26 protein-coding genes are annotated in these 21,248 nt (G+C 45.6%); 14 read left to right on the top strand and 12 right to left on the bottom strand.

What is annotated here, in order from left to right:
* Positions 1-2 precede the first annotated feature (2 nt).
* From ACLVWP_RS06050 to ACLVWP_RS06060, 3 genes are read right to left on the bottom strand one after another with little or no spacing between them, the layout of a single operon-like run.
* Positions 3-953 carry a tRNA dihydrouridine synthase gene (locus tag ACLVWP_RS06050; RefSeq protein ID WP_413560664.1) on the bottom strand — a complete coding sequence of 317 codons (951 nt, stop codon included), beginning with the start codon at positions 951-953 and terminating at the stop codon, positions 3-5.
* Positions 954-956: 3 nt separating this feature from the next.
* The gene (locus tag ACLVWP_RS06055) at positions 957-1,415 is read right to left on the bottom strand and encodes an EVE domain-containing protein (RefSeq protein ID WP_413560665.1); all 459 of its coding nucleotides are present in this window, start codon (positions 1,413-1,415) and stop codon (positions 957-959) included.
* Positions 1,412-1,804, bottom strand: coding sequence for a YchJ family protein (locus ACLVWP_RS06060; protein ID WP_413560667.1), 393 nt, complete (start codon positions 1,802-1,804; stop codon positions 1,412-1,414). Before ACLVWP_RS06060 ends, ACLVWP_RS06055 begins: the two co-directional genes overlap by 4 nt.
* A 131-nt stretch (positions 1,805-1,935) precedes the next feature.
* Between ACLVWP_RS06060 and ACLVWP_RS06065 the strand changes: the two genes are divergently transcribed.
* The 5 genes from ACLVWP_RS06065 to ACLVWP_RS06085 all read left to right on the top strand — a co-directional run bounded on the left by ACLVWP_RS06065 (position 1,936) and on the right by ACLVWP_RS06085 (position 7,597).
* Positions 1,936-2,697, top strand: a complete 762-nt coding sequence (locus ACLVWP_RS06065) for an SDR family NAD(P)-dependent oxidoreductase (protein WP_413560668.1) — start codon at positions 1,936-1,938, stop codon at positions 2,695-2,697.
* On the top strand, positions 2,698-4,086 hold the full coding sequence (gene fumC / locus ACLVWP_RS06070) for a class II fumarate hydratase (RefSeq protein ID WP_413560670.1): 1,389 nt from the start codon (positions 2,698-2,700) through the stop codon (positions 4,084-4,086).
* On the top strand, positions 4,083-5,018 hold the full coding sequence (locus ACLVWP_RS06075) for a hypothetical protein (RefSeq protein WP_413560671.1): 936 nt from the start codon (positions 4,083-4,085) through the stop codon (positions 5,016-5,018). The genes fumC and ACLVWP_RS06075 overlap by 4 nt, the downstream gene beginning before the upstream one ends.
* Positions 5,019-5,032: 14 nt before the next feature.
* Positions 5,033-5,470: a hypothetical protein gene (locus tag ACLVWP_RS06080; protein ID WP_413560672.1), complete on the top strand. Its 438-nt coding sequence runs from the start codon at positions 5,033-5,035 to the stop codon at positions 5,468-5,470.
* A gap of 117 nt (positions 5,471-5,587) precedes the next feature.
* Positions 5,588-7,597, top strand: a complete 2,010-nt coding sequence (locus ACLVWP_RS06085) for an ATP-dependent helicase (RefSeq protein WP_413560673.1) — start codon at positions 5,588-5,590, stop codon at positions 7,595-7,597.
* A gap of 16 nt (positions 7,598-7,613) precedes the next feature.
* On the opposite strand, the gene ACLVWP_RS06090 is transcribed toward ACLVWP_RS06085, so the two are convergent.
* Both ACLVWP_RS06090 and ACLVWP_RS06095 read right to left on the bottom strand, forming a co-directional pair.
* On the bottom strand, positions 7,614-8,258 hold the full coding sequence (locus tag ACLVWP_RS06090) for an RluA family pseudouridine synthase (protein WP_413560674.1): 645 nt from the start codon (positions 8,256-8,258) through the stop codon (positions 7,614-7,616).
* Positions 8,255-8,668 (bottom strand): hypothetical protein, encoded by a 414-nt coding sequence (locus tag ACLVWP_RS06095; protein WP_413560676.1) that lies wholly within the window; start codon positions 8,666-8,668, stop codon positions 8,255-8,257. Before ACLVWP_RS06095 ends, ACLVWP_RS06090 begins: the two co-directional genes overlap by 4 nt.
* A gap of 119 nt (positions 8,669-8,787) precedes the next feature.
* Here ACLVWP_RS06095 and ACLVWP_RS06100 point away from each other — a divergent pair, with 119 nt between their 5' ends.
* Genes ACLVWP_RS06100 through ACLVWP_RS06120 form a run of 5 tightly spaced genes read left to right on the top strand, consistent with a single transcriptional unit; the run spans position 8,788 to position 11,551 of the window.
* A complete protein-coding gene (locus ACLVWP_RS06100; RefSeq protein WP_413560677.1) occupies positions 8,788-9,069 on the top strand; it encodes a hypothetical protein in 282 nt (93 codons plus the stop codon).
* A gap of 58 nt (positions 9,070-9,127) precedes the next feature.
* Positions 9,128-9,655 (top strand): hypothetical protein, encoded by a 528-nt coding sequence (locus ACLVWP_RS06105; protein ID WP_413560678.1) that lies wholly within the window; start codon positions 9,128-9,130, stop codon positions 9,653-9,655.
* Positions 9,656-9,665: 10 nt separating this feature from the next.
* Entirely contained in the window at positions 9,666-9,989 is a 324-nt protein-coding gene (locus ACLVWP_RS06110) for a BolA family protein (RefSeq protein WP_413560679.1), read from the top strand.
* Positions 9,989-10,729, top strand: a complete 741-nt coding sequence (locus tag ACLVWP_RS06115) for a substrate-binding periplasmic protein (RefSeq protein WP_413560680.1) — start codon at positions 9,989-9,991, stop codon at positions 10,727-10,729. The genes ACLVWP_RS06110 and ACLVWP_RS06115 overlap by 1 nt, the downstream gene beginning before the upstream one ends.
* A 57-nt stretch (positions 10,730-10,786) precedes the next feature.
* Entirely contained in the window at positions 10,787-11,551 is a 765-nt protein-coding gene (locus tag ACLVWP_RS06120) for a substrate-binding periplasmic protein (protein WP_413560682.1), read from the top strand.
* Here ACLVWP_RS06120 and ACLVWP_RS06125 read toward each other — a convergent pair.
* Both ACLVWP_RS06125 and ACLVWP_RS06130 read right to left on the bottom strand, forming a co-directional pair.
* Positions 11,532-12,308 carry a methyltransferase domain-containing protein gene (locus tag ACLVWP_RS06125; protein ID WP_413560683.1) on the bottom strand — a complete coding sequence of 259 codons (777 nt, stop codon included), beginning with the start codon at positions 12,306-12,308 and terminating at the stop codon, positions 11,532-11,534. The two genes, ACLVWP_RS06120 and ACLVWP_RS06125, sit on opposite strands and share 20 nt — an antisense overlap.
* Positions 12,309-12,332: 24 nt before the next feature.
* Positions 12,333-12,602 (bottom strand): hypothetical protein, encoded by a 270-nt coding sequence (locus ACLVWP_RS06130; protein WP_413560685.1) that lies wholly within the window; start codon positions 12,600-12,602, stop codon positions 12,333-12,335.
* A 150-nt stretch (positions 12,603-12,752) separates the two neighbouring features.
* Between ACLVWP_RS06130 and ettA the strand changes: the two genes are divergently transcribed.
* Positions 12,753-14,423: an energy-dependent translational throttle protein EttA gene (gene ettA, locus ACLVWP_RS06135; RefSeq protein WP_413560686.1), complete on the top strand. Its 1,671-nt coding sequence runs from the start codon at positions 12,753-12,755 to the stop codon at positions 14,421-14,423.
* Here the strand turns inward: ettA and ACLVWP_RS06140 are convergent.
* Together ACLVWP_RS06140 and ACLVWP_RS06145 are read right to left on the bottom strand one after the other, a co-directional pair.
* A complete protein-coding gene (locus ACLVWP_RS06140) occupies positions 14,420-15,679 on the bottom strand; it encodes a sensor histidine kinase (RefSeq protein WP_413560688.1) in 1,260 nt (419 codons plus the stop codon). The two genes, ettA and ACLVWP_RS06140, sit on opposite strands and share 4 nt — an antisense overlap.
* Before the next feature lie 35 nt (positions 15,680-15,714).
* On the bottom strand, positions 15,715-16,119 hold the full coding sequence (locus ACLVWP_RS06145; protein ID WP_413560689.1) for a DnaJ domain-containing protein: 405 nt from the start codon (positions 16,117-16,119) through the stop codon (positions 15,715-15,717).
* A 277-nt stretch (positions 16,120-16,396) separates the two neighbouring features.
* Here ACLVWP_RS06145 and ACLVWP_RS06150 point away from each other — a divergent pair, with 277 nt between their 5' ends.
* The 3 genes from ACLVWP_RS06150 to ahcY all read left to right on the top strand — a co-directional run bounded on the left by ACLVWP_RS06150 (position 16,397) and on the right by ahcY (position 19,365).
* Positions 16,397-16,813 (top strand): SWIB/MDM2 domain-containing protein, encoded by a 417-nt coding sequence (locus tag ACLVWP_RS06150; protein ID WP_413560690.1) that lies wholly within the window; start codon positions 16,397-16,399, stop codon positions 16,811-16,813.
* A gap of 323 nt (positions 16,814-17,136) precedes the next feature.
* Entirely contained in the window at positions 17,137-17,901 is a 765-nt protein-coding gene (map, locus tag ACLVWP_RS06155; protein ID WP_413560691.1) for a type I methionyl aminopeptidase, read from the top strand.
* 45 nt (positions 17,902-17,946) lie between these two features.
* Positions 17,947-19,365, top strand: a complete 1,419-nt coding sequence (ahcY, locus tag ACLVWP_RS06160; RefSeq protein ID WP_413560693.1) for an adenosylhomocysteinase — start codon at positions 17,947-17,949, stop codon at positions 19,363-19,365.
* A 54-nt stretch (positions 19,366-19,419) separates the two neighbouring features.
* Here the strand turns inward: ahcY and ACLVWP_RS06165 are convergent, their stop codons facing one another.
* The 3 genes from ACLVWP_RS06165 to ACLVWP_RS06175 all read right to left on the bottom strand — a co-directional run bounded on the left by ACLVWP_RS06165 (position 19,420) and on the right by ACLVWP_RS06175 (position 21,248).
* Positions 19,420-20,148, bottom strand: coding sequence for a hypothetical protein (locus tag ACLVWP_RS06165; RefSeq protein WP_413560694.1), 729 nt, complete (start codon positions 20,146-20,148; stop codon positions 19,420-19,422).
* Positions 20,149-20,309: 161 nt separating this feature from the next.
* Positions 20,310-20,966 (bottom strand): hypothetical protein, encoded by a 657-nt coding sequence (locus ACLVWP_RS06170; protein WP_413560695.1) that lies wholly within the window; start codon positions 20,964-20,966, stop codon positions 20,310-20,312.
* Between the two features lie 33 nt (positions 20,967-20,999).
* Positions 21,000-21,248 (bottom strand): hypothetical protein, encoded by a 249-nt coding sequence (locus tag ACLVWP_RS06175; protein ID WP_413560696.1) that lies wholly within the window; start codon positions 21,246-21,248, stop codon positions 21,000-21,002.

Here is a 21,248-nt window from a genome sequence, read left to right on the forward strand (position 1 = left end):
TCTTACCTCGTAAATCTGATAAGTTCAGATTGGAATTCTTGTGGTTTTTTTAGGATCTTGATTTGATCGAAAACCTGTTTGGCTTCGCCGTTTTTCAAAGACAAGGCCTTAAGCCATTGTTTCGTGCGGGAAACTGCAAAGTAGTCGTTGATATAAAGAGTGCTGGCATCAAAGAACTGCGGGAGTAGCGGCTTCGCTCTTTCCCAGTTCATTTCTTCGACGGTCTCTTGTTTTAAGCTTTGTTTGATTTGCTTAAAGATGAACGGATTGCTCATCACTCCACGGCCGATCATATAATCGTCGCATTGAGTGACTTCCACACAGCGATGGAAATCATGAACATTCCAGATCTCACCATTGGCGATAATCTTGATTTTAGTTTTTTCTTTAATACGCGGGATCCATTCCCAGTAAGCCGGCGGTTTGTAGCCATCGGTTTTTGTACGGCAGTGGATCGTTAGCCAAGTGGCGTTCGCTTCCTCAACCGCCTGAGCGATCTCGATACATTTCGTCGGGTCATCAAACCCTAAGCGAATTTTTGCTGTCACCGGGATGTGAGAAGGCACGGCCTTGCGAACTGTATCCACGATCGTATGAATACGGTCGCAGGATTTTAGCAAAGTCGCGCCACCGTCGTGACGGTTTACTGACTTAGCAGGGCAGCCGAAATTCAAATCGATACCCAAGGCTCCAAGTTTCACCGCGCGTTCCGCATTCAAAGCCAAAGGCTCTGCATGACCGCCCAATAACTGCACGAATACGGGAGTACCCCAACGAGTGCGGGAACCCGTGCGCAGTTCAGGACAGTTTTTCAGGAAAACGCTCTCGGGATGAAGGCGATCGGTGACGCGCAGGAATTCCGTCACGCACTGATCAACGCCGCCGATTTGGGTCAGAGTATCTCTCATCACCCAATCAACAACGCCTTCCATCGGAGCCAAGAAAAGTTTCATAGACTAGAGTCCGCCCATTTTCTTAACGATATCGAAATGCTTTTTATCAACCGGTTGAACCGATAGGCGAGAGCCTTTGGCTAAAACCAACATGTCAGCGAGCTTTTCATTTTCACGAAGCTCTTGCAAAGAAACGATCTCAGAAAATTTCTCTACGTACTCCACCTGAGTGCAGTACCAGATTGGTTTTTCTTTAGTCGCTTTCGGATCATGGTATTCAGATTTTTTATCGAACTGGGCTTTGTCCGGCTCAGCAGTATGGGAAATCTTAGCAAGACCCGCCACACCAGGTGGCTCAGCATTGGAGTGGTAGAACAAAACCATGTCGCCGACTTGCATATCTTTTTGCATGAAGTTGCGCGCTTGGTAGTTACGAACGCCTTCCCACCAAGTTGTTTTGTCTTTTTTCAACTGATCGATGGAATAAACATCGGGCTCAGATTTCATCAACCAGTATTTCATGATTTAGATTCTTTCACTTTGCCAGATTTAAAGAACCACTCGCCCGCTTGTTTGCGGAAAGTGGAAACTTCGTGATGGATAAAGTCTTCGTCATCAACAGAATAAAAAGCTTTGAACTCGACAGTTCCTTTAGTGCCTTTTTCCTCAGATTTAACGATCTCAAGTTTTAGGAACTTAGCGCGTTCAGCCCACTCTTGGTTGGCTTCATCATCGATGTCGCCCAACGTTTGAGGGTCTGTTGTATCACGCAGGTATTGCATTTGATTTTTCGCAAAGGCTGCATAACGGGAACGCATTAATGCTTCCGCCGTTGGAGCTGTTTCTTTGCCAGAGTGGTAAATACCACAACATTCAGAATAAGATTTATCTAGGCCGCATGGACATTTCATAGGCGGCCAACCTAACACGCTGCTATAGCAAAAGGTACTTCCAGGACCGGGCAGGAAGCGCCATGTCGTTAAGGACGAATACTGGGCATTTGAGAGGGGGAGGCCTACAATAATTTCATTGTGAGGTGGGTATGCAAAGATGGGCTCTGATTACGGGGGCGACGGCAGGTATTGGTTGGGCGACAGCGGAGGCGTTGGCTGCGCAAAATTACTCTCTAATTATCACGGGTCGCAGGCTCGACAGACTGGCGGAGCTGGAAGCCACTCTTCATAAAAAATTCCCGCAAATCAAAGTCATCAAGGCAAGTTTTGACGTTTCCGATCGCTTTGAAGTGAGCGAGTTCATGAAAGCTCATCAACATGATTTACAGAACGTCGATGTTCTGGTGAACAACGCGGGCCTGGCGAAGGGCACTGAAAAAATGCAAGAGGCATCGCTCGATGATTGGGAAACCATGATCGACACGAACATCAAAGGCTTGCTTTTCATCACCCGCGGCGTGGTTGAACACATGGTCAAAAAGAACTCCGGTCACATCGTGAATTTGGGATCCGTCGCCGGTCGCTGGACTTATCCAGGTGGTGGAGTGTATTGCGCAACGAAGTTTGCGGTTCGTGCCTTATCTGAAGGACTCCGCATGGATTTGTTGGGTACAAAAGTGCGTGTCACCAACATTGAACCCGGCATGGTTCACACTGAGTTTTCATTTGTACGATTTGATGATCAAAAGAAGGCAGATAAAGTTTACGAGGGTATGATTCCACTTGAACCTAAGGATGTGGCCGAAACAATTGCTTGGTGCGTGGCCCGCCCGGCACATGTGAACATACAAGAACTTGTGATTTACCCAACGGACCAAGCGCATGTTGGAATGGTCAACAGGAGGACGTAAATGAGTTTCCGTACTGAAAAAGACACAATGGGGGACGTGCAAGTCCCAGCTGATAAATTCTGGGGAGCCCAAACACAACGCTCCACTGAAAATTTTAAAATCGGTGGTGACAGATTCCCCCGCGAAATGATTCGCGCACTGGGTATTCTTAAAAAAAGTGCCGCACTAACGAATGCGAAACTGGGCATCTTGGATGCAAAAAAAGCGGAAGTGATCGTGAAGGCCGCTGATGAAGTGATCTCTGGAAAACTCGATGCGCACTTCCCATTGGTGGTGTGGCAGACAGGTTCTGGCACTCAAACAAACATGAATGCCAATGAAGTGATCGCCAATCGCGGGATGGATATGATGGGAATTAAACTTCCGTCTAAGGAAATCCACCCGAATGATGATGTGAATAAAGGCCAATCTTCGAATGATACTTTCCCGACAGCAATGCACATCGCAGTGGGCGAGCAAGTTTACGGCCGCTTGATTCCGATGATGGAAAAGCTGCACAAAGCTTTGTCTGAAAAACAAAAAGAGTTCGCTGACATCGTAAAAATCGGTCGCACTCACTTGATGGATGCAACTCCTTTAACTTTGGGACAAGAGTTCTCTGGTTACTCGACACAAGTAAAACACGGCATTCAACGTATTAAAAATACACTGCCACATTTGCATGAGTTGGCGTTGGGCGGAACGGCAGTCGGCACGGGGCTTAACACTCATCCAAAATTTGCAGTGGATGCGGCGGCAGAAATCGCGCGTGAAACTAAAATCCCGTTTGTTTCTGCTGAAAATAAATTTGAAGCCTTGGCAGCTCACGATGCTTTGGTGGAAGTCAGCGGTGCTTTGAATACGATCGCTGTTTCGTTGATGAAGATCGCAAATGATATTCGTCTTTTGGGATCTGGACCTCGTTGCGGGATCGGGGAATTGCATTTGCCGGAAAATGAACCGGGCAGTTCGATCATGCCGGGGAAAGTAAATCCCACTCAATGTGAAGCTATGACTATGGTCTGTGCACAAGTCATGGGCAATCATGTGGCCGTGACAGTCGGCGGAGCAACCGGGCACTTTGAATTGAACGTATTTAAGCCGGTGATCGTGTTTAACGTTTTAAACTCAATACGTTTGATCTCAGACGCTTGCGACTCTTTTGTCGATCATTGTGTGTCGGGAATTGAGGCAAATCACAAGCAGATCAAAAAGCACTTAGACAATTCTTTAATGCTGGTCACAGCGTTAAACCCAAAAATTGGCTATGATAACGCTGCGAAAATTGCTAAAACTGCCCATAAAAACGGCACTACGCTGCGCGAAGAATCTATTAATCTTGGACTCCTCAGCGGCGAAGAATTTGATAAACTAGTCAGACCTGAGACAATGACCGGAGTACGTAGTTGATTAATGAGTTACTGAAAAAAGCCACTTGGTTGAATAATGAGGATATCCGTCCTTATGTATTCGTACGTCACGAAAATGAAATTGCTCAACCTGGCTCTTTTCATAAACTCGATTGGTTCAAACAAAAACCAATCTTTAAAGATCCACTCGATATCACTGAGATCGCTTTCGCAGATCGTATTTACTCTTTGGAGGAGCGAGCTTTCGGTCCTTCAAACATGGCGATGCCTCGCTGGGTTTTTTATGACTGTGCTGTGATGCCGGGTTTTGTGGCGGGCTTTGCGGCTCGCCCAAAAGTACTATCCAAGCTCGTTCGTGAGGTTTTGGATCCAAAAAAATACCCTGCGTCACTAAGTCCGATTAAAACTTCCAAAGTTTTAAAGGAGATCGAATCCCTCGACGAGATGGATTGGGTCCCTCTTTCGCTCTTCATCATTATCCCCACTATGCACAAAGGGGAGTGGGTTGCTCACAACCTTTGCTCCGTCAATTCGCTTTTACCGAAGGAAGAGCAGTTTTACGGCTTGGGCTTCCTCTCCAAAGCGTTTGGTTTGTGGTATGCCAATGTTGAGCAATGCTCTGGGATGACTCAATGGGGCAGCCCAGCATTAAAGCTGCATTCGCATTATGGACATTTAGAGGTGATTGGGGCTTACGCTCCGGTGCATTCTCATGCTAAAACTATCACTTACCGTGTACAGGTGAATACTCACTGCTGGGAAAAGTTCTTCAATAAAGAAATCGACTTGGCATTCTTGGAACACTACGGGCCGACAGGAACGTTTATTGATCCGAAAAGTGAAGAGAGCATGTTGGATTTCCAACAGCGTATCGAGCGTGAGGAAGGTCCTTTCTTCTTGAGTGCGGGTGAAATCGCGCAGAAGAAGCTAGAGGACAAGTTAATGATTTATCAAATGAAACAACAATACTAGGATAGGAATAAGAAATGACGATGAATACTTTGCCACCAGTAGCGAAATCTTTTTTTGCTTTCTGTAAAAAATGTGATGCTGATAGATACCATGTAGTTTTGGCACACACGTCGGCAACTTCTGCAAAAATCAAATGTGAAATTTGCGGCTCTCAAAAAACTTATTCTCTTCCAAAAGCTCAGACTAAAACTGGTAAACCTTTGACAGGTGCTGCAGCTAAAAAACGCGAGCAAACTTTGAACTCTCGCAAATCTTCTCATAAAAACGAATACGAAATGTTGATGTCAAACAGCGGTTCAACTGCGGACTACAACATGAAGGGCAAATTCGAGAAAAACACGAAACTTCAACATCCAAAATTCGGTTTGGGTTTCATCAAAGACGCAGCGACTGACAAAATCGAAGTTGTTTTCGAAGATGAAGTTCGCACACTTATCCATAACAGACAGTAGTAACTGCCTGTGAAATAGGCTCCTGCAGCGGATTTTATAGTCACGCTGAGCAGCAAAGATTGATTAGCGTCGTACGAAAGTGCGACGCTTTTTTCTTTTTAGGATACACTGAAATAGATGGATTGGTTAAAGGGGTTGAACCCTGAACAGCAAAAGGCTGTTAAACATAACTTCGGTCCCTTGCTGATTCTTGCAGGGGCGGGTTCCGGCAAAACGACGGTATTGGTTTCACGCACGGGTCGTATGATCTCTGAGCGTGTGGCGCAGTCTTCAGAGATCTGCGTTCTGACCTTCACCAATAAAGCCGCGCGCGAACTGAAACACCGTGTGAAACAAAAGCTCGGTGGGGCAGGCGATGGCCTATGGGCTGGAACATTCCACTCTTTCGGTTTGCAGATCCTGCGCAGATTTCATAAACACGCAGGTCTTTCTCCGCACTTCGGGATCGTGGATCAGACGGACTGCAATGCGGTTTTGAAAGAGCTGATTAAAAATATTGCGAACTCTGGCAAAGATAAATTCGACATCGATAAAATTTTATCCATGATCAATGACCGTCGTACGGGTGCTGCGCACACGCACGAGGGTTTCGATGAGTATCACGAGATGGTCGAAGTCCTAGCTCCTAAGTTTGAAAAGCGCTTGGAGCATTTGGGTGTTGTCGACTTTGAAGGTTTGTTGATCAAGCCTTTGCAATTATTTAAAGAACATCCAGAAATTCTAGAGAAAGTGCAAAGTCAGTTTTCTCAAGTGATGGTGGATGAGTTCCAAGACACCAATCGCATGCAGATGGATTTGATCCAGCAAATCGTTAAACCTCACAGCAATATCACTGTGGTAGGGGACGATGACCAATCGATTTACGGTTGGCGTGGGGCGGAGATTAAGAACATTCTTAATTTCCCACACGAACATAAAAAGTGCGAAGTGATTATGCTTGAGCGTAATTACCGTTCTTCCGGTGAAATCTTGGCGGTGGCGAATGCTGCGATCTCTAAGAACAAGAACCGTCACGGAAAAGTTCTGCGCGCCGAAGCGGCTAAGGACACGGGTGTGTTGCCTGAGGTCTTTATCCTAGAGCGTGAGGAAGACGAATGTGAATTCGTTGTTCAAGAAATCCAGCACTTCCAAAAAGAAGGCTATAAACTTAAAGACTTTGCCGTTTTGTATCGCTCAAACACTCAAGGTGGCTTGATCGAGGCGTCTTTACGTCGTGCGAACATTGCCTATAACATTTCCGGCGGTACATCGATCTTTGACCGTAAAGAGATCAAAGACATCATGGCTTATTTGAAGCAGTCTTTCTCTCCGAATGAGGTTTCTCTTCGCCGTATTATCAATGTTCCGAATCGTGGGATTGGTGATACGACTATTGAAAAGCTGACAGAGTTTTCACAAAAACGTCGTGTGAGTTTCCTAGATGCTTGCCGCCTGTGGAAGGACGCTGAACTTCCAGAGAAAACCGGCGAGGCGATCGAAGACCTTTTGGGCTTCATCGAATATCTGCCAACTCATATTTTAGATTTCAATGTCGGTTCTTCGCCGGGTGGAAAACTTGTCGAGTTGTTTGATCAGCTTGGCTACAAAGAGTACGTGATGAACACGGCTGCTGATCCAGCATCGGCAGAGAAAAAATGGGTTGTCGTTGAAATCCTAGGCCGCATTTTGGATGCGTACCTAGGGCGTCGTGCTCACGAAGTGGAATACATCAAATCGTTCGTTGATTCGATGATGCTTCGTGAAGATCACAACGAAGAGGAAGATCAAAACAAAGTACAACTGATGACGTTGCATGCGTCAAAGGGTCTTGAGTTCCCAGTGGTGATTTTGGCGGGGATTGAGGAAGATTTATTGCCGCATAAAAACTTGGGCTCCGATATCGACGAAGAGCGCCGCTTGTTCTACGTGGGAGTCACGCGCGCAAAAAATCGCCTAGTGATGTCTCGCTGCCAACAGCGCAAAAAAAATGGCGTTGTCCGTCCGTCAGTTCCTTCAAGATTCCTATTGGAAATTCCAACGGAGCTTTACAAAGAATATCCATTAGGCGCTCGCCCCGTAACCGGGCAGGCTCGCGAAGATCTGGTCGCAAGTTTCCTATCAAAACTAGATTCAAAAATCGGAAAATAAAAAGGGCGCCTGCCACCTAAAAGGGAACTGGGGCTTCGAAGGTGTGTTCTTTGCCGTCGATGGTGATCTTTAGTTTTCCTGCGTGTAGGAACATGCGATCGGTTTTATAGATCTCGGCAATGCGTTTGTTGAACTTGTGATCGCCGTAGCGGGTGTCGCCTAGGATCGCGTGTTTGGCGATGGCGCTGTGTTTGCGGATTTGATGTTGTCTTCCGGTGAACAGGCGAACTTCAATCATCGCTGTGTACTGATCTGATTTAATCACTTTAAAATCTGTGCGGGCTTCAACACGGTCTTTGGAAAGACCTTGGGGATTGTTGCGGCCCTCGGCTTTGTCTGAAATCGGTGTGTTCCAATGCTGCCATTCATCTGACACGGGCATCGAACCACGAAGCAGAGCAAAGTAATATTTTTCGCAAGTGCGGGCTTGAAACTGTTCGGCCAATTGTTTTGCCATGCGCGTGTTCAGCGCAATCAAAAGCAGACCACTGGTTTCTTTGTCCAGACGGTGAACGGGGTGAATCGCTTCAAAACTTCCAGCGGGAAGTTGTTTTTCTAAGATGTGGACTACGTCATTGGGATCATTGTGAACAGAGACGCCGGTTGGTTTGTTGATAACAAGCCAACCTTCACCACGGGCAATCACCTCAAGAGGTGTCATGCCTCGCAGTCCTTCAGGATCGATTCGATTTCTGTGGCAGAAAGATTTTTAGTGCACAGTTCAGACGCGAAAACTTTTTGTTCAAAACGCGAAATCGCAATCTTACGAGTCGAAAGAAGTACGAGCATGTTGAACATAAATCCAACCCAGCTCATGAATGCAAACAAACTGCCCATCACATAAAGACTTGTCTTAAAAGCCTCTTGGTCTTTGGCGTGGGAGTTGTCTTCTAAAGGCAAGACGCGGCTTTGTGATTCACACCAGTACTTTTGCACAGTCGCCAGATTTTTTTGCAGCTGTTGGAAAGCAGAGCTTGCGACTTTCTTTTTGTGAAACCAGTAGTGAGCTCCCGTGGTTGCGAGAGAAGGGACGATGCCTACGATGTAACTTGCTGCCATCTCTGGAGCCATAGTTTTCCTTTGTAAGAAAAGAGTCTTTATTATGGACCTCATGGTGATTCTTGGCAAGTTGACCAAGAGTTTGTCGAGACCAGGGCCCTGAAGTCATAAAATGAAGTGCAGGAGGATTCATGAATTCAGATATCCAAGAGTTTCTGACGTTTCTTAAGAATGAAGATGATTTGGACTATGGAGATTTCAAACGAGAAGTCGATTTGCATCTGATGCGTCTGGTGGAGAGCCTAAGGCCCCTGTCGAGAGAGCAGCAGCTTCGTTTGGCGCGAGTCCGCGAAGAACTGCTTTGGATGTACAATGACGATATAGAAGAGATGAGGACGCTTTTAGCAGACGAAGTTCAGCGGCTGGACCCGCGAGCTGGCTTTAGGGCAAGCGACGCGCCTTTTCAATCGTGAGACCGCTTTCCCAAATGCGAAAATAGCGCTAATCTAAAGATCTGTTAGAGGAGGACTTATGTCTAAGAAGCATCACAAACATAACAAACACTCTCACGCATCATCAGCGTCTCACCAAGAGCACGTCGATGTAGAAGCGACATCTTCCTCAGATGAAATCAATACGGAAGCACAAAACGAAGGCGTTGCGGCTCCTGAAGTTCACATGGCTCCAGATCATGATAGTGGTACTTTCAATGCGGGCTCTGCAGATGATCAGTTAGCTCCAGAAGAAATGGCTTACGAAGGTGGCCCGGCAGAACCTGAAGTCGAAAAAACTCATTTGGAGTTTTACGGCAGTGAGATCATTCGTCAAAAAGCGCCGAAGGTGATGGAAATCGCCGACACAGTGGTTGATGAATGGAAGCACGACGGTAACTTCGATTCTATTCCGGTAGGACATCCTTTGGCGGCAATGGCTGCGGGACGTGCTCTTCGTAAAGCTAAAGAAGTTGAAAAGAAGCTTGAGGAAAAAGGTGTCTTTGCCATGGCGAAAATGGGCGTGGACTACGTAAAATCCGAAATCGATAAACGTCGCAAGCAATAACGGAAGTATCGTGAATCGCGAAGCGCGTATCTTTGAATCTCTACAAAAGGCTCTTGCTCCCACGGTTTTAGAAATCGAGAACGAGAGCCACATGCACTCAGGGCCAGCTAGTGAATCTCACTACAAGGTTCTGATCGTGTCTCCCATGTTTGAGGGAAAATCTCGAATCGATCGTCAACGTTCAGTGAATGATGTTTTGAAGGCAGAGTTCTCTCAAGGTCTGCATGCTCTCACTCAACGAGCTCTGACTCCTGCGGAATTCGAAACTCAAAAAGACGCTCTTAATTTTATTTCTCCTGAATGCCGTGGCGGCTCTAAAAGGCTGCAAAAATAGTGAAGTATTGGGCAGGATTATTTTTTTACGCCACGATGTTTTGCGGTGGAGCCCACGCACAGGCTGAAGTTTTGCGTATCGGAGCCATTGATTCGCCTCCGCATGTGACCGATGCGCAGTCAAATCCCCCGAAGGGTGAGTTTATTGCCTTTCTTCAGAAGTACATTCTGCCACCCGTAATTAAAAAGCATAAAGTCAAAGTCGAGTGGCATAGCGCGCCCTTGAAGCGTCAGTTCCGTGATCTTGAAGTGGGAAATTTAGATGTGCTTTTGATGGTGCTAAGAAATCCCGAGAGAGAAAAAGTTTATAATTACTCTGAAGATCCGGTGATTGCAGATCAACCGGGGATGATCGTTCCGAAAAATTTATTTAAAAATCGTGATTCAGTCTCCATCAAAGAGTTCTCTGGAAAAAATGTCGGTTTAGTAGCGGGGGCATTTGTTCCTGAGTACTTTCAGCAAAATAAAATCAATACCGTTGTTATCGCCGGAGAAGACGCCGGGGAGAGAATTCCCAATTTGGTTGAAACCAAGCGCATTGATGCAGCTTTCATCTATTTGAACTCGATCACAGAGGGTGTGGTACGCAACAGTAAAATTCCGAGTATTAAAAGCGTGACGGTCACCGATGTCCCGCCATATTCGATGTACCTTGCTTACAATAAAAAAGTCTCGGCAAAAGTCCGTAACGAAATCGACACTCAGCTAAGACTGTATCTAAAAGAATACAAATTTAAATAGCAGACTCGCCAATTATCAAATTGTGGTTAAGATTTACACCTGATCTAATAAGAACAGATGCAATACAGGCTTTTGTTCGTTCTTATTCTTTGTTTCGTCTCCATGCATGCACAAGCCGCAAAGCCCAGAGTATTGCGAGTTGCAGCCGTTCAAGGTCCACCCCACGTGACAAACGCTGAATCAGAACAGCCATCAGGCTCCGCACCGGATTTCATGAGGAAATACGTTTTTCCGGAACTCAAAAAGAAATTCAATATGGACGTGGTTTGGAAGAGCTCTCCCTTTAAAAGAGAGCAGCGTGATCTGGAGATGGGCAACATCGACATGTTGTTCTTGGTTCTGAAAACTCCTGAAAGAGAAAAGATCTTTGATTATTCCGCGGAGCCATTTTTGGAAGAGCAACCCGGAGTGATCGTAGCTAAGGATTTCCAAAAAGGTAAAACTTCGGTTTCAGTCAAAGAGTTCGCAGGCAAAACGGTCGGGCAGATGGCAGGAGCGGTTGTCGCTGACCCCTTTACGAAGCAAGGAACTAAAGTCATCTTTTTGACCGGCGAAGATATCGGTGAAAGGTTGTCAAATTTAGTGGAAACCCATCGCATCGATGGAGTGTTCATACATTTGTCGTCCATCACTGAAGATATCGTCGAGAGAAATAAGTTCGTGAAGTTAAAAAGTGTGCAGATTCATGATATGGCTAGTTACAAAGTGTGGATCGCTTACAGCAAAAAATTAGAGCCAGAAATCAAAGCCGAAATTGATCGCCTGATCTCTGCAAATCGTAAGCACTACCGGGCAAGTCTGCCTATGCCCTCGCCCAAATAAAGATTCTTTTAAACGGATAGAAGAACGGTTTTTCGTCAGGCAATATCGCGAAAAGTCGTTCGCGGTACTCTGCCAAAAAAGCGCTGTAATTTTCAGCCGTCATATTCTTTTCAAAATAAGTCAGCATGGAACCGCGAACCCACTCAATCACATCTTCTCGTGACTGCAGGATATGTCCATAGACTTTGAGTTCGACCCTTTGCTCTTTAAAGCCCAATTTAAAAAGAAGGGACGCATAGTCTTCAACAGTCAGCATGGTTTTAGGCTTGTCATACACTTTCCCATTTAGGGCCGTCTTCCAGCGATCTTCATAACTCATAGCACTTGAAAGAATATGCGTCGGAAAGTCATGATTCATCGGCATTTGCACAGCAAGCTGCCCACCAGAGCGCAAAGATTTCTTTAAGCGAGCAAACAAGGCAGGGTGCCCGGGACTCCATTGGAGGGCGGCATTAGAAATGATCAAATCAAAGCTCGAAGGTTTTTCCCAAGCATCAATATTGTCTTGGGCGAAACTTATAGTGTGGGAGGAAAACTCCGCAGCCTTTGCCAGCATCGCAGGCGAAGAATCCATTCCCAACGTAAACGCCGGATGGAAGCGATCATGCATGGCGCGAGTCAATTCACCAGTGCCGCAGCCTAAATCAATGGCAGAAGCAAATTTTTCGGGCTTGATGAAATCTAAAAGATCAAAGAAGGGTTGGGAACGTTCGTTTTTGAATTTCTCGTATTGGTTGGGATTCCATGAGTCGCTCATGAGGGAATCCTAGCACTTTAGGGACTACTCTTCAAACTGTGCGAGTTTTGCCTTAAGATCGCCCAGGAGTTTTTTGACTTCCTGCAGCTGTTCTTGTTCAGGGGAGACTTTGTTAGATTTGGACATAGTTTCAGTTAAAACGTCCCACGTATCCAGAGCCTGCTTCAGGTCTGAATTGAGATTGCCAAAGAGGCTCTTTTTGCCTGTCTCTTTAGCAGTTGAAGCAGTCGTTGCTTCCTTCTCAGATGTGTTAGCACGCGTCGTACGTGCTATTTCCGGGGTGTCGTTACTCATGAACCATTCTGTATTTTTTAATTTATCGGACGTGCATCATGCACGAAGGCGATAGTGTTATCGTATGAACTCCATTTGACAAGCATTTTCAGCCTTAATAAATTGGCGTTTTCCAATCTATTTATCTGACTTGTTCAGGAGAGTGACATCATGTCTCAAGAGATTATCTACACAATGAAAGGTGTAAGTAAAGTATATCCTCCAAATCGTTTCGTTTTGAAGGACATCTACCTTTCTTACTTTTATGGAGCAAAAATCGGCGTTCTAGGTTTGAACGGATCTGGTAAATCCACTTTGCTCAGAATTATGGCAGGCGTAGATAAAGATTTTATCGGTGAAGCTTTCCCTTCTAAAACGATGAAAGTGGGTTACTTCGAGCAAGAACCTCATTTGGATGACAACCTGACTGTTAAAGAAAACATCTTTGCAGGTATGGGCGAACTTCCTAAGGTGATGGCAGAGTACAACGCGATCAACGATAAGTTCTCTGATCCAGATTTGGATCCAGATGAGATGAATAAACTCATCGACAAACAAGGTGCTCTTCAAGAAAAATTGGACGCTTTGGGTGCGTGGGACGTCGATCAAAAGATCGAAATCGTGATGGATGCTCTTCGCTGTCCAGATGGTGATATGGGTGTGACTAAGCTTTCCGGTGGTGAAAAACGCCGTGTGGCTTTGGCACGTTTGATCATGTCTGAGCCAGATATCTTGCTTCTGGATGAGCCGACGAATCACTTGGATGCGGAATCAGTTGCATGGCTTGAGCAATATCTTTCTAAGTTCCCAGGAACTGTTATTGCGGTAACGCATGACCGTTACTTCTTGGACAACGTTGCTGGTTGGATCTTGGAGCTAGATCGTGGTGAAGGTATCCCTTGGAAAGGGAACTACACTTCTTGGTTGGAGCAAAAAGACAAACGCACAGCGAACGAACAAAAAGACCAAGCTCGCAAAGCTAAAACTTTGGAGAAAGAGTTGGATTGGATTCGTCAGGGGGCAAAAGCTCGTCAGGCGAAATCTAAAGCGCGTATTTCTAACTATGAAAACTTATTGAAAGAAGCCTCTCCAGAGAAAATCCAAGAGATGTCTATCTACATCCCACCAGGGCCTCGTTTGGGTGATATCGTTGTGGAAGCTAAAGGCATCACAAAAGCCTATGACCACAAAGTACTTTTGGATGATGTCAGCTTCTCGATCCCTAAAGGTGCGATCGTGGGCGTTATCGGGCCGAACGGTGTCGGTAAGTCGACTTTGTTCCGCATGATCACTGGTAAAGAACAACCTGATTCAGGATCTTTCAAAGTGGGTGACACAGTTAAAATTTCTTACGTGGATCAAACACGTGAGACATTGGACCCAAATAAAACGATCTTTGAAGAGCTTTCCGGTGGTGCTGACGTGATCCAATTGGGTACACGTGAGATCCCATCTCGCCAGTATGTTTCTTGGTTTAACTTCTCGGGTTCTGACCAACAAAAGAAAGTCGGTCAGTTGTCGGGTGGTGAACGCAACCGTGTGAACATGGCGAAAATCCTTAAAGAGGGCGGAAATCTTTTGCTTCTGGATGAGCCTACGAATGATTTGGACGTGAACACAATGCGTGCCCTTGAGGAAGCGCTTTTGGAGTTCGGTGGATCTGCTGTGGTGATTTCGCATGATCGTTGGTTCTTGGATCGCGTTTGCACGCACATCATGGCGTTCGAAGGTGACTCTAAAATTGAATTCTATCCTGGAAACTTCACTGAATACGAAGAAGACCGCAAAAAACGCCTTGGCGAAAATGCAGGTCCAAAACGTATCCGTTTCAAGATGGTTTAAACCGTCGGCAACCGCAGGGTGACTTTTGTTCCTTGCGGTTGAGTGCCAGATGCGTTCTCGGCGGAGGTGACTTCAATCGATCCGCCCAGCATCTGGATATACTCTTTCACTAAAGGCATCCCATAGCCGGTGCCTTTTTCGCCTTGAGTTCCTGGTCGGTTGGTCTGACTGCCAATATCAAATAGATGAGCTAAGATATCTTCTGGAATACCCACGCCATAATCTTGTATTTCGATGACCACATCTTGAGTCACAGTGAACGCGCGAACATCAATGCGCCCACCGGGGTGAGAGAACTTCACAGCATTCCCAATGATGTTTAAAAGTACCACATTACCTAAGATGGTCTTTTCGGCATTCACGATCATCTTATCTCGCGACATATCTATAGAGACTCTAATACCTTTCGGCTTAGCGATGGATTCAGCTTGTTCATAGATATCGCTTAGGATCTTAGGTACCGAGATCGGTTGCAGGGGGAGTGTGGCTTTCCCATCCTTTACAGATTTTAAGTGGCGCACCTGATTTAACAGGTTATTGATCTCTTGAACGGCTCGCTCCATTTTTTCCAATTCAGTTCCTGAGGTCGCCTGTTCTTCTTTGGCGCGAATCAATTGCAGCGTCATCGACGAGAGTGTGTTCGCGATATCATGTAAAAGCACACGGAGCAGGTTTTCCACGTCGTTGTTTTTTTCGCGCAGGTTTTGAGTATAGCGAGCTTCGTTACGCAAGTAGACATGAGTCGTTAGACTTGTGAACAAAAAGAAGACGAACAGATTCAGTACCTGCTCTTCACGAAAGATATCGCGAGAGGGGATAATATTAGGCCCTACCTGCATCTTATGATTGATCCAGAAGGTCGTGCACATGGCGGTGAGGGCGAAGTAACCCGTCAGAGCCCCACGTGTTCCGAATAAAATCGCAGTGGCTAATGGAACAGTGGCCAACCAGAAAATCCCCGGCGCCTCCAAGCCTCCAGTGAGGTGAATCATCATCACCATCACGCAGAACAATGATAGCAGCAGAGTCACTGCGGCGGCCTTATAGAGCTGAAAGCGGTACCACAGAATAGGTGGAGCAAGGATGATCGTGATGGTTAGGGGGATCAGGAAGTCGTTGTACTCGGGGGCACTGAAGGTCACAGCCAGGCGATATATATAGAACAACGACATAAGTGCGCCCACGAAGTACATAGTCTTCATGTAGAACAAGCGTTTCGCGTGGTCGTTGAATGGGAGAGTGGTAAATACCTTCATTTATAGTTAAATGTTCGGGTTTACCTGGGGAATTCTTAAGACTGGAAAATGGTTCCTAACACTTCGTAATGTTCCTTTAGGTCCATGAACTGTTGAGGGCTACCGCCTTGGTCCGGGTGGAGAATCAAAGCTGCCTGACGAAAGGCCTTTCTCAACTCCGTCTCAGTAAAGCCTTCAGAAAGCCCGTGGATCCAGCATTTGAAGAACTCGAATGATTGACGTTGTAGAGCCGTGAAGTTGTGCGGTTTACGTTGTGGACGAACTGCTGGGCGAGGGTATTGTCCACGCGGAGTTTGTACTTCCGTGCGATTTACCTTTCCCAAAAGGTAAGCCAAGTGAATAGGATCGGAGTCCATGACAGAAGAGTAATTTGCTTGGGCAGAAGAGGTCTCACCCATCTTTTCGCGCAAAATTTGTTTGAAGCTCGTCTGAAAACTCATGCCTTTCTCTTCGGAAAGCCTTTGTTTTCAAGGAGTCTAGAGGATCGAAATGAAACAAAATTAGACCTTTTTCCCTCGGGAAAACGGGGTTTCTCGAGGGGAAAATGGCGTTTTTAGAGGTAAAAAGGCTGGTTTCAGAGGGGGAAATGCGGTTTTTAGAGGGGGTGCGAAAAAAAATGAGGGGCTTGCATTTTTTTTTGGACAAACCCCTGGACTTAGATACACACTTAACTCATTCGAGAGAAACAAGACAATAATCCTAACGGAGGAATTAACAATGGCAAAAGCTACTAAAAAAGCTACTAAGAAAGCTGCTCCTAAAAAAGCTGCAGCAAAAAAAACAACTGCTAAAAAAGCAGCTCCAAAAGCAAAAGCTACAACTAAAAAAGCTGCTCCTAAAAAAGCCGCTAAAGCTCCAAAAGCAGCTAAACCAAAAACTGCTCGTAAGCCAAATGCAGCTTTCATGAAAGCTTTGACTCCATCTGCAGCTCTAGCAGCAGTAGTTGGTGCTTCACCACTTCCACGTACTGAAGTTGTTAAAAAACTTTGGGCTTACATCAAGAAGAACAATCTTCAAGATTCTAAAAACAAACGTAACATCAATGCAGACGCAAAACTTAAAGAAGTTTTCGGCGGCAAAACTCAAGTTAGCATGTTCGACATGACTAAACTTGTTTCTAAACACCTTAAGTAGTCTCTAGCTACATTAAGTTGGAAAAAAGCCTGGCTAACGCCGGGCTTTTTTTTGCCTTCGAGTCGGGATGGTTGAAAAGACCCCATCGCTGCGTTGTCGGGTGCGGTCCTCGCTCCGACGTGCCTGGGGCACGCCTGCGCTGTGGTTCGCTCCCTCCGCCTTGCTCCTGGGGCCTTTTGAACCATCCCTCGGTTCTTTCTGTTCGCGTCCCTTCGACTTTTTTACTGGCTGGCCCTCGCCTTGGGCGAGTTGGCGCCGCTTCTGTTGGGGAGTTGTAATCCTTGGCTTGGCGTTGCTTGGGGGGTGTGTTATACCTTTTGCCTATGGGAATTAAGCCTCTTTCTCTTGAAGAGATCAAAAAAATGACTGTGGCCTGCAGGATTGCGGCTGATACTCTTACTTATCTTGAAAAGTATGTGAAAATCGGAATTTCTACTCAAGAGATCGATGAGCTTGCTAATGATTTTATGCAAACTCGTGGGGCTAAGTCTGCATGTCTTGGTTATCATGGGTATCCTAAGTACACTTGCACATCGGTGAATGAAGTTGTTTGTCATGGGGTTCCTGACTCTTCCGTTATTCTTAAAGATGGTGACATCATTAATGTGGATGTGACTGCTTGGATTGATGGATTCTTTGGGGACACTTCTCGCATGTATATGATTGGGAATGTTTCTGATGCAGCCAAGGATTTGGTTGAGACTGCGGAAATGGCTCGTGACAAGGGGATTGAGGCGATCACTCCTCGTGGATATACGGGTGATATTGGCTTTGAAACTTATAAGTATGTGACTCGCAAGGGCTACACGGTTGTTAAAGAAATCGGTGGTCATGGTGTGGGTCGTATTTTCCACGAAGAACCGTTTGTTCCAGCATTTGGTAAAAAGGGTAAGGGCGAGCGCCTGGTTCCTTTTCACTGTATCACTGTTGAACCGATGGTGAATCAAGGTGTTGAGGATGTTGTGGAGTTCAACATTCCTGGGTCTTCAGTGAAGTACTACAACACGGCTGATGGTCTTTTGTCCGCGCAGTATGAGCACACGGTGCTTGTTACTGACACTGGATACGAGATTTTAACTCTTCCATAATTTTTTAAAGTTTGAATTTTATATTTAACAAAGGACGTTTCGAAAATGGCTCTTACAACTACGAATGGAAAAGCGATGAAAAAAAACAACGCGAAAGCTGCTGTAGCAGCTGCTTCTAACAAGACTGCTACTTCTAAAAACAACCGTGACTTCATGGTTTGCAAAGAAGCTATGGAAAACCCAGAGGTTTTCGCTAAGCTTGCTAAATGGGGTCGTGAAGAGATCTCTATTGCTGAAACTGAAATGCCAGGTTTGATGGCTCTTCGTAAAGAGTTCGGCAAACAAAAACCATTCAAAGGTGCAAAAATCGCTGGTTGCTTGCACATGACTATCCAAACTGCAGTGTTGATCGAAACACTTGTAGAGCTTGGTGCTGAAATCCGTTGGTCTTCTTGCAACATCTTCTCTACTCAAGACCATGCTGCTGTAGCTATCGCTGCTGCTGGTATCCCAGTATTTGCTTGGAAAGGTCTAACTGAGACTGAGTTCAACTGGTGTATCGAACAAACTATCACTGGCTGGGGTAAAGATGGTTACAACTTGATCCTAGACGACGGTGGTGATTTGACGAACATGATGCATGAACCACGCTTCGCTAAAGAATTGAAGAAGATCATTGGTATCTCTGAAGAGACAACAACTGGTGTTCACAATCTTGAAGTAATGTTGAAAGCTGGCAAATTGAAAGTTCCAGCAATCAATATCAATGACTCTGTAACTAAATCTAAATTCGACAACTTGTACGGTTGCCGCGAATCTCTTGCTGACGGTATCAAACGTGCTACTGACGTTATGATCGCTGGTAAAATCTGCGTTGTTGCAGGTTACGGTGACGTAGGTAAAGGTTCTGCACACTCTATGCGTGGTTTGGGCGCTCGCGTTCTTATCACTGAAATCGATCCTATCTGCGCATTGCAAGCAGCTATGGAAGGTTTCGAAGTTGTGACTATGGAAGAAGCAGCTCCAATCGGCGATATCTTCGTAACAGCTACTGGCTGCTGCGATATCATCACTGAAAAGCACTTCACTAAAATGAAAAACAACGCGATCGTTTGTAACATTGGTCACTTCGACATCGAAATCGATATGGCTTGGATGAACAAAAACTCAAAAATCCGCGAAGTTAAACCTCAAGTGGACATCCACACTTTGAAAAACGGCAACCAAATCATCATCCTTGCAAAAGGTCGTTTGGTGAACTTGGGCTGTGCTACTGGTCACCCAAGCTTCGTAATGTCGAACTCATTCACGAACCAAGTATTGGCTCAATTGGAACTTTACACGAATCGTGACAAGTACCAAGAGATCGCGGTTTACCGTTTGCCGAAACACTTGGACGAAAAAGTTGCGGCTCTTCACTTGGGTAAATTGGGCGTTAAGTTGACTAAGCTTTCTCAAAAACAAGCTAAGTACTTGCACATGAACCCAGCTGGTCCATTCAAACCAGACCACTACCGTTACTAAGATCAAGTTATGATCAAATAAAAAAGCCCGCTGATGAAGCGGGCTTTTTTTGTTTTAAGGGTTTGTATTTAAAGCATCGCGGATCGAAGGGTAGGTGCTTAAGTCTCCCTTAAGTCTTTTGCGAAGGGCGACTTCAAGCTTGGGCATATCGCTCTCGTATTTCTTCGTCATCGACAGATGAATCGGCATTTTTAGAAAAGGCTTTTCCGCGTATACGATGGTGCCTTTGCCATTCGGGATATCCTTTAATGCCGTCACTCCGATCTCATGAACTGTGATACAAAAATCAGACTGCTTTTCGATCACCGTTTGGATGCATTGATAAGGTGTCGCCGTTTGTTTGAACTTCAATTTCTTTTTGCTGGCGTGGTTTAACAGGATCGAGTTGTTTTTAGAAATAGATCCTCGGTACTTCTCTAGTGCGTCCTCTTTCACGGGGCGAGTCTTTGAAAAGAACACGGTGCCGCGAGTGATCGCGATCGGGAAAGACGTCGTGATGATTTTTTCTCGGCCAGAAGAATCAACCAAATCGTCATAAGAAACTGAGTCGACATTTCCAGAGATCAGCATCTCGTGGGAGCTTTGAATGGGGATTGGTTTAAACTCCACCTTGTAGCCAATATCTTCGAAGGATTTAGACAACAGCTCGTGATACTCGACCAAGGCTTGAATGCGCGAGAACTTATAAGGAACTCCCATCGTGAGTATCCTTGGAGCTGGCGCACCCGTGGCCGCGTGTGACGTCCCTAGCAGAATAGAAAAAAGCCAATGAATGGTAATCATGTGCCTCGATTTGATGTTGTATACATCTAAACTACTAAATATTTATGGGTTTACAAGGGTGTTTTGTAGTCTAACAAAATCGTCATGAAACGGTATCTGAGGCGGGAAAAGAGGAACGGGCTGTCCGTACGAGGGGAGCAGCCCGCAGTGGGGAAGGGAGATTAGAGATTAACGGGGAAGGATACGCTCAAGATGTAGCTCTTGTTCTTACCTTCTACGCTATCTAGGTTCCCAGACAGGGGACCGGCTTCTTGAATTGTTGTTTTGTCATAAGTTGCGTCCTGATACTCAAGGTTCAAACTTACGCTTTTCACGTAAATACCCGCACCTACGCGGTAACCTTTAAGATCACTGAACTTCACATCAACGTTGTTGATCTTTTCTGGATCTACCGCACCAGTCAGGATGTAAGTCCCCCAAACGCGGATACCATAAAGTGGTGTTTGCACACCCAACGTCACACCAGCATCATAGGCGTCAGCAGAACCAGAATCGCCCAATGCTGAAGAGTCATAAGTAGGTTTAGAAAAACGACCGTCAACACCTAGGAATAATGATTCCCATACGTGCGCACCAAAACGCAGACCCAAACCGAAACCTTTTAGATCTTCTTCAGAGTTGTTGAAAGGAGCAGGGTAGCTCACGTCAACGTGTCCTGATTGGTAAGTCAGCATCGGCTCGATGAACATGCCACCTGGCTTAATGTCGCTAGATGAATCGGATGATGAAGATGCTGTCGCTGTTGCGTCCTGAGCAAATGCAGAGTGAGAAACTAGTAGAGCAGTTGCTGCGATTGCGAATGTTTTAATGAATTTCATGTTGTACTCCTAGATTTGAAACTGAAGCGAAAACTAGTTCGCCATGTCCTTAACTTCTTCTTTAACTTCTGAAGCGCGATTTTTTAGTTTTTTACCAGCACATTCCATTTTGCCGTTCACCATTTCACAGCCAGCTTCTTCAACGCGATTAACGCCTTTTTTAGCGGCTTTCTTAGTGTCCTGACCCATTTCTTTTGCAGTTTCTTTAACGTCGTTAGCGAAGCTGTAAGTAGATGTGCCAAACAACAAACCTGCGATCATAAGTGAAGTAATAAGTTTCAT

This window comes from Bdellovibrio sp. HCB209, assembly GCF_047306065.1.
GTDB lineage: Bacteria > Bdellovibrionota > Bdellovibrionia > Bdellovibrionales > Bdellovibrionaceae > Bdellovibrio.